The following is a 7675-nucleotide window of genomic DNA, read 5'->3' on the forward strand; positions in this document are numbered from 1 at the left end:
GAGTCCCCAACCCCATAGGGGAAATCCCCTACCCTGACTATCCCGGTTCCTTAGGAGCAAGAGAGACTAGAAATGACTCCTCCAGAAAACAAGAATATCGTTGACGAAAGAAAAGAACTAATTAAAGAAGTTCTCCAAGCCTATCCCGAAAAAGCAGCTAAAAAACGGGAAAAGCACTTAAATGTATACGAAGAAGGTAAGTCTGACTGCGGCGTTAAGTCTAACATCAAATCTTTACCTGGTGTAATGACCGCTCGTGGTTGTGCTTATGCAGGTTCTAAAGGTGTGGTTTGGGGCCCTATTAAGGACATGATCCACATCAGCCACGGGCCTGTAGGTTGCGGTTACTGGTCTTGGTCTGGTCGTCGTAACTACTACATTGGTACAACTGGTGTTGATACCTTTGGTACCATGCACTTCACCTCTGACTTCCAAGAAAGAGACATCGTTTTCGGTGGTGACAAAAAACTCTTAAAGCTGATTCAAGAACTCGAAGTACTATTCCCCCTCAGCCGTGGTGTTTCTATTCAATCTGAATGTCCCATCGGTTTGATTGGGGATGACATCGAAGCCGTAGCTAAGAAAGCAGCTAAAGAAATCAACAAGCCTGTTATTCCTGTACGTTGCGAAGGCTTCCGTGGTGTGTCTCAGTCCTTGGGTCACCACATTGCTAACGACCAAATTCGTGACTGGGTATTCCCCAGAGCCGACCAAGCTAAGAAAGACGGTACACTGCCTTTCGACTCTACTCCTTATGACGTAGCTATTATTGGTGACTACAACATCGGTGGTGATGCTTGGGCTAGCCGGATTCTGTTAGAAGAATTAGGCTTACGTGTAGTTGCTCAGTGGTCTGGTGATGGCACCATCAACGAAATGATGCTGACACCAAACGTAAAAATTAACCTCATCCACTGCTACCGGTCGATGAACTACATCAGCCGTCACATGGAAGAGAAGTATGGTATTCCCTGGTTAGAATACAACTTCTTTGGGCCTACTAAGATTGCTGAATCCCTCCGGGAAATCGCTTCTAAGTTTGACTCTAAGATCCAAGAAAACGCTGAGAAGATCATTGCTAAGTACCAGCCCACAATGGATGCGATTATTAAGAAATATCGCCCCCGTTTGGAAGGTAAGACCGTCGCTATGATGGTTGGTGGTCTACGTCCTCGCCACGTTGTACCCGCTTTCCAAGATTTGGGTATGAGAATGGTTGGTACTGGTTATGAGTTCGCTCATAACGACGACTACAAACGTACCACTCACTACATCGAAAACGGCACCATCGTTTACGACGACGTTACCGCTTACGAATTTGAAGAGTTTGTTAAAGCACTCAAGCCAGATTTGATTGCTTCTGGTGTGAAAGAGAAGTACGTATTCCAAAAGATGGGTCTTCCTTTCCGTCAAATGCACTCTTGGGATTACTCCGAACCTAGCAATTGTTCTGAGAACTGGCGACTCTAGCAGGTTTTTTGGCGGTGGGAGAAAAAAGTGTCTATTTCTAGCCTAAATTTAATTTATAGCGTTATCTACTAACAACCTTTTTTGATACTTGAGACAATATAACCCTGATTCTGTCTGGTTTTGAGATTTGGCTGGCATGAGTCTTAAATTAAAACTGTTAAGTTAAAAACTAATTTAAATGACATTTTTTAGATTAAATAGTATAGTATCGGATTATTTTTATAATATATGATAAATCAGTAAGGCATTTTAGTAAGATTAAGGAGTAATACTTTTGGCTAAGAAAGTTACTATCACTATTGATGATGACATTCTTGCTTTTATTGACCGCAAGGCTGCCTCAGTTGGAGATACGCCTAACCGCAGTAGCTATATAAACTCTGTTTTAGCAAAACACCGTCGTACTGTTTTGGAAGCAGAAATGATCGCAGCGCTCAAAGAAGATGCCAAAAATCCTGAATATCAAGCAGAGATAGCAGCTTGGGATTCTGTTGCTGGAGATGGTATTGAATAATGCCAAATGGTATTTTAGCTTATCGACGCGGGGAAATTCGCTGGGTAAAACTTGATCCAACAGTGGGTGCAGAAGCCCAAAAAACACGTTCTTGTCTAATAGTTCAAAATGATGTGATGAATCAATATGGTTCTTTAACTATTGTGATGCCATTTCGACCGGGAACGAAAAATGCTCCTTATGTAGTAAACGTTAAAGCTACAACCAACAATGGTTTAGACCAAGACCGTTATATTGATGTTGCACAAATTCGCAGTGTTGATAATAGTCGGATATTGGGGTTGATCGGAATTTTGGAAAATGAATATTGGGAAACAATTCGTGCTGCGTTAGATATAGTCTTGAATTTTGAATGAAACGTGTTTGCTTTCGCTAATAATGTTGAAGATATCATTAGACCTCTTGCAAAAAGAGTTTTGAAAAAGGTCGTCATATTTCAGGCATTATGAGAAATGCGATCGCTAAATAAATTTAGCGATCGCTCTTAGAACTTGCAATCCTACCATGTTTTTTAGCGGCGGGAGAAAAAAGCATCTATTTTCTAGCCTAAATTTAATTTACAGCGTTATCTACTAACAACCTTTTTTGATGATTGAGACAATATAACCCTGATTTTGTATGGTTTTGAGATTTTGCTGGCATGAGTTTTAAATTAAAACTGTTAAGTTAAAAACTAATTTCAATAACATTTTTTAGATTAAATGGCGCGATCGCCCAGCTAGTTTTCTAGTGAAGGCGATCGCGTGATGGAGAATGCCATCCTTTAACTAGGTGGTAAAGGAAGTTTAGATGGATGAGGTTTTAGTGTGTTATCTAGATTGCCTCCTGAAAATAAAACTGTACGTCTTTGAAAATTCTCATAATTTGCGATACAAGTATTCAAGCGATCTAGAATTCCTTCACGGACTTCACGCTCTATCGAATACTTCCTTTCTCGATGTTTAAAAACAGAAATATGATCCAGAAATAGGGTTATTGCTTGATAGATAAGTCTCAAATTATGAAGAGAACTAGCTGCTGTTAATTGGACAGCCAAAAAACGGAACTGGCTACTAATCTTGCTGGCTTGCTCCTTAGTTAGTCCATGATCTGAATAGTGATAACCGATGACTTCTGCCATATACTGAGCGTGTTTAGCTGCGTCATGAATTTGAAACTGGGCTTTCTCAATAGGAGCCAGGATTTTATCCATTAATAGTTCGGCTGCAAATTGATCTCGAATATTCGAGTCAGCAATAATCGAAAGCTCCTGCAATTTTTGCTCATGTTTTCTACGATCTTCTTCTTGAAGTTGATCTAGAATCTTTTCAACAAGATTTACTCCTAAAAACATTTGGTCTAACATAATTTTTGTATTTTCTAGCAGAACTGATTTACTTTTAATATAAAGGGTAAGTTTGGTTGATTATAATTATTATATAGTTATATGTTGGTGCATTTGCATATTTCAGGCATTATGAGAAATGCGATCGCTAAATTTCAGGCTGGTGTTATTTAAGTTACGAATCCCTAATCTTAGCGGCTTAAGGGATTTTTATTCTGCGCTAGTGAAATTATGGTTTGCTGAATTCTCTTTAACCTTGTTTCTGGACGTTTAGCGCTCTCAATCCACGAAAGAATATTTTTCTTGGATGATTTATTCAACGCTTCAAAATACTGATTGGCTGTTTCATTAGCTGTTAATGCTAGTTTTAAATCTGCGGGAATTGTTAATGCTTCAATCGCATCTAAGCTGCTCCATGAACCATTTCCTTTTGCAGCTTCAATCTTTTTTAGCCCTGCTTCAGTCATCAAATTTTGGGTGATGAGTTCTTCGATATATTGCTTGTTTAATTTTGACCAAACACTTTTTGGTTTGCGGGGTGTAAATATTTGCATATAACGTTCTGTGTCTATAGTTTTGACCTTACTATCAATCCAGCCAAAACATAAGGCTTCTTTTACGGCTTCGCTATATTTAACGCTTGGTTTGCCACTTTTGACTTTGTAGTATATTAGCCACACACCTATAGAACTATGATGATTTCTCTGTAACCATTCTCGCCATTCTTGACGGTCTTTGGCATAAACGCTTTCTAGTTGATTATCAAATGTTGCCATAGCGGAAAATTTTAAAAATTATATATGTATTATATGATTATCCAGAATTTGGCGATCGCACTCAAAAAATCATTGAATTGCCTTGCTGGAGAATGCGATCGTAATCAGCTAAATTTGGCTTGTACGTAACAGTTCGGCATAGGCTATCGCTGTATCTTTCATATATTGGTATTCTTCTTTAATTTTTTTGTACTGTTTATCAATAGCCCAGCCATTATCGGGAAGTAAATGTGGATCGTAGCCAGCAATTTGTCTACCAATCAACATTTCTCTAATAAATCCTATGTACACTTGTTGTAATTCTTCAGCTTTATCCAGCAAACTTTCAATTTGAGATAATGCCCTTTGATACATTCCCTGTTGACTTGCATAAAAATCTGAAGTTTCTACTAAATCAAGCAATTCGTTGGTTTTAATCCACTGCTTTTTTAAATTTAAAATTTCTGGCTCAACAAAGTTAAGATGTTCTTTGATTAAGAAGGCTATTTCTTGCGCTGCTTTGAGGTTAACTCTACCTTGAGCATCTATTTTTTCTAAAATTGGCATACGGATAGATGCAAGATTATGCCAAGAGTAAATGTACTCAATGCCATCTGATGTCAGTTTTGGAAAAACAACTCTAATTCTCCGCTTTTCATTTACATCAAAAAAAATACCTAATTTACCTAAAGGTAAGTTGGGATAACGAGCATTTGCGCCATCAACTTCTACAACTAAATTACTTTGAATTTGGGCTATCTTTTTCTGGGAATAGAAGAAAATCCCATATCTTACTACTAAAAGCAATATAATAAAAATTATAATAAATTCCACGTTTGTAACCACTATCAACAGTTTTACTTAAAGTCTAGCATTTTACATTGCTTAGACTGAGTAGCTGGAAAAAATATGTATAATATCGATGATTGACTAATCAGCTTGAGGAATTGCACATCCATAAGCGGGTACTTCTGGATTAGGTCTAGATGAAGATTAACTCGTGAAACTCAGGGGTAGCAGGTTTCTCTCATCTGACAAAGATGCTCAAATTGCCTGGATAAGAAATGCGATCGCATCAATATTTATCAATATGCATCAATATAGAGTGTGATAATAAACTTTTTATGAACCTTCGTTAATTTGTTCCTAATTGTTAAGATTTATAAGTTCTAAATGGGAAGACTGAAACTTAATAGCAACTCCTATAACACTATTCGAGATTCAACTTTCCATCATGCAGAATCCGCATTCAACAGAACTAGCAATTCAACCACTCCACCAAGAGAATATTAACCTGAAACTGATTGTAGAAGGGATTGCATCTCAGGTTGGGGAAGCTTTTTTCCAAGCTTGTGCCCATTACTTAGCTGAGGTGTTGCAAATTCAGTATGCATTGATTGCAGAGTTTGTTGATGAGACTCAGCCACGCGCTAAAGTTTTGGCATTTTGGACAGGAGAAAACTTTGGCCCCAATTTTGAATACGATTTGGCGGGAACTCCTTGTGGTGTTCTTTATGAACAAGGTTTGCAGATTTACCCTCAATGCATCCAACAAGCATTTCCAGAAGATGCAGATTTAGTTATGTTGAACGCAGAAAGCTATTTAGGCGTTCCGATTTTCAATCCTGAAGGAAAGCCTCTCGGACATATTGCAGGTTTGCATACTAAACCATTAGAACGCAGTTATGAAGAACAAGAATCGATTTTAAAAATCTTTGCGGCGCGTTCCGCAGCAGAAATTGAGCGACAGCTAGCAGAAAACGCACTGAAACAACAAAATATTTACTTGCAACAAACGCTCAAAGAATTGAAAAAAACCCAAGCACAACTAATTCAAGCAGAAAGAATGTCTAGTTTGGGACATTTGGTTGCAGGTATTGCTCATGAAATCAATAATCCTATTGGTTTTATTTATAGCAATATTGTCCATACTAAAGACTCTATCAATATTCTTTTAGATCTAATTGAAGCATATCAATCAGAATATCCTCATCCCTCCAGCACAATGCAAGCAAAAATTGAAGAGGCGGAAATAGACTATTTAAAGAAAGATGTTTCCAAAATGCTAAATTCTATGCAAGCAGGAAGCGATCGCATTAGGAATATTGTCCTGAGTTTACGCAATTTTTCTAGATTGGATGAATCTAGCAAGAAAGCGATAGACATAGATGAAGGCATAGAAAGTACTTTATTAATTTTGCAACATCGATTACAAGCTAATCATAATTTTCCGCCAATTCAGGTGATTAAAGAATATCAACTACTTCCCAAAGTTAACTGCTATGCAAGTCAACTTAATCAAGTGTTGATGAATATTTTGAATAATGCTATTGATGCTTTACGTTCTGATTTTCACCCTATTTCCCAGCCAATGATTCATATTAAAACAGAGTTGGTTGTTGAAAACAATGCTGTGAGAATTTCGATTATTGATAATGGTATGGGTATGGATGAAGCAACATTAGCTCACATTTTCGATCCATTTTTTACCACAAAACCCGTAGGTTCTGGTACTGGTTTAGGACTTTCTATCAGCTATCAAATTATAGTTGAGCAGCATGGGGGAAAATTAAACTGTATTTCTACACCGGGAGCAGGTGCTAAATTTCAGATTGAAATACCGATGCAATTGTCTTAAGCATTTACCTATACCTTTGTTGCTTGTTGCATTCACAAATATTAGGGGCATACATTTATACATTTATATGCCCCTATCAAGCTATCTATCACAAATATGTTACTTTTTTCGGTAGCACTTCAGCCTAAATAGAGAGGGATTGCCAAATCATTGTCAATATAATTTTGCAGACATTGAAATTATGTAGGCAATCTTTTGCAGATACTTTGTGATTAAACTGACAGCTTTCAATATTAAAGTCTTGGCAGCAGTATTCATGCTCATGGATCATGTATACTCTGTGCTAATGCCAAATTTAGTCATCTTGCACTATGTTGGGCGCTTGAGTTTTCCTCTGTTTGCATGGCTTTTGGCTGAAGGCGAAAAACACACCCGAAATATATACCGCTATGGTAGTAGGTTGTTGATTGCAGCTATCATCTCTCAACCAATCTATATTATTGTTTTTAGAAAGTCATTCCTCAATATTCTCTTTACGCTGCTGATTGGATTAATAATGTTGCGTCTAGTCAGGCGTTATCCGCGATTATTGCAGCAAATTCCTATGGTAGGATTATGTGCATTGATCGCGGAAATTTTCCGTTGTGAATATGGAGCATACGGAATTGGCGTCATTTTCTTAATGTCTCTCACCGATAAACTCAAGCCCGCAATATGGGCGCTTTCCTGGTGTATTCTGCATTTTGTTGCATTCGTCGCTTCTGGAAATTCTCTGGCGCAAAATTTGGCAATTTTTGCAGGTATTATTGTCTTTCAATTCAATAGTAAACAAGGGCCAAGGGCTAGATGGTTTTATGCATTCTACCCAGGACATTTATTGATATTAGGTTTAATTAGACATTTTATATTTTCTACATAGAAATAATCCTATAGGATTCATATTTGATTTTTGAACAAATACGTAGGGTGTGTTGTCGCGCAGCGCAACGCACCAAATCCCATAATACGGTGCGTTACACTTCGTGATAACGCAC

8 protein-coding genes are annotated in these 7675 nt (G+C 37.7%); 5 read left to right on the top strand and 3 right to left on the bottom strand.

Features of this window, described 5'->3' with window-relative positions; all coding sequences use genetic code 11:
* Nucleotides 1-72 precede the first annotated feature (72 nt).
* From nifD to H6G08_RS28670, 3 genes are all read left to right on the top strand, one after another.
* Nucleotides 73-1470, top strand: coding sequence for a nitrogenase molybdenum-iron protein alpha chain (gene nifD / locus H6G08_RS28660; protein WP_190549297.1), 1398 nt, complete (start codon nt 73-75; stop codon nt 1468-1470).
* A 274-nt stretch (nt 1471-1744) separates the two neighbouring features.
* Nucleotides 1745-1984, top strand: coding sequence for a type II toxin-antitoxin system MazE family antitoxin (gene mazE, locus H6G08_RS28665; protein ID WP_190549299.1), 240 nt, complete (start codon nt 1745-1747; stop codon nt 1982-1984).
* Entirely contained in the window at nt 1984-2340 is a 357-nt protein-coding gene (locus tag H6G08_RS28670; RefSeq protein ID WP_190549301.1) for a type II toxin-antitoxin system PemK/MazF family toxin, read from the top strand. Before mazE ends, H6G08_RS28670 begins: the two co-directional genes overlap by 1 nt.
* 407 nt (nt 2341-2747) lie before the next feature.
* On the opposite strand, the gene H6G08_RS28675 is transcribed toward H6G08_RS28670, so the two are convergent.
* The 3 genes from H6G08_RS28675 to H6G08_RS28685 form a co-directional block, all read right to left on the bottom strand.
* The gene (locus tag H6G08_RS28675) at nt 2748-3329 is read right to left on the bottom strand and encodes a hypothetical protein (protein ID WP_190549303.1); all 582 of its coding nucleotides are present in this window, start codon (nt 3327-3329) and stop codon (nt 2748-2750) included.
* A gap of 170 nt (nt 3330-3499) precedes the next feature.
* On the bottom strand, nt 3500-4084 hold the full coding sequence (locus tag H6G08_RS28680) for a YdeI/OmpD-associated family protein (protein ID WP_190549305.1): 585 nt from the start codon (nt 4082-4084) through the stop codon (nt 3500-3502).
* A 108-nt stretch (nt 4085-4192) separates the two neighbouring features.
* Nucleotides 4193-4870 (bottom strand): hypothetical protein, encoded by a 678-nt coding sequence (locus H6G08_RS28685; RefSeq protein WP_190549307.1) that lies wholly within the window; start codon nt 4868-4870, stop codon nt 4193-4195.
* A gap of 427 nt (nt 4871-5297) precedes the next feature.
* Between H6G08_RS28685 and H6G08_RS28690 the strand changes: the two genes are divergently transcribed.
* Together H6G08_RS28690 and H6G08_RS28695 are read left to right on the top strand one after the other, a co-directional pair.
* Nucleotides 5298-6701, top strand: a complete 1404-nt coding sequence (locus tag H6G08_RS28690) for a sensor histidine kinase (protein ID WP_190549309.1) — start codon at nt 5298-5300, stop codon at nt 6699-6701.
* Nucleotides 6702-6909: 208 nt separating this feature from the next.
* On the top strand, nt 6910-7560 hold the full coding sequence (locus H6G08_RS28695; RefSeq protein ID WP_190549311.1) for a TraX family protein: 651 nt from the start codon (nt 6910-6912) through the stop codon (nt 7558-7560).
* Nucleotides 7561-7675: the final 115 nt, after the last annotated feature.

This window comes from Calothrix anomala FACHB-343 (assembly GCF_014696435.1).
Classification (GTDB): Bacteria; Cyanobacteriota; Cyanobacteriia; order Cyanobacteriales; family Nostocaceae; genus Aulosira; species Aulosira anomala_A.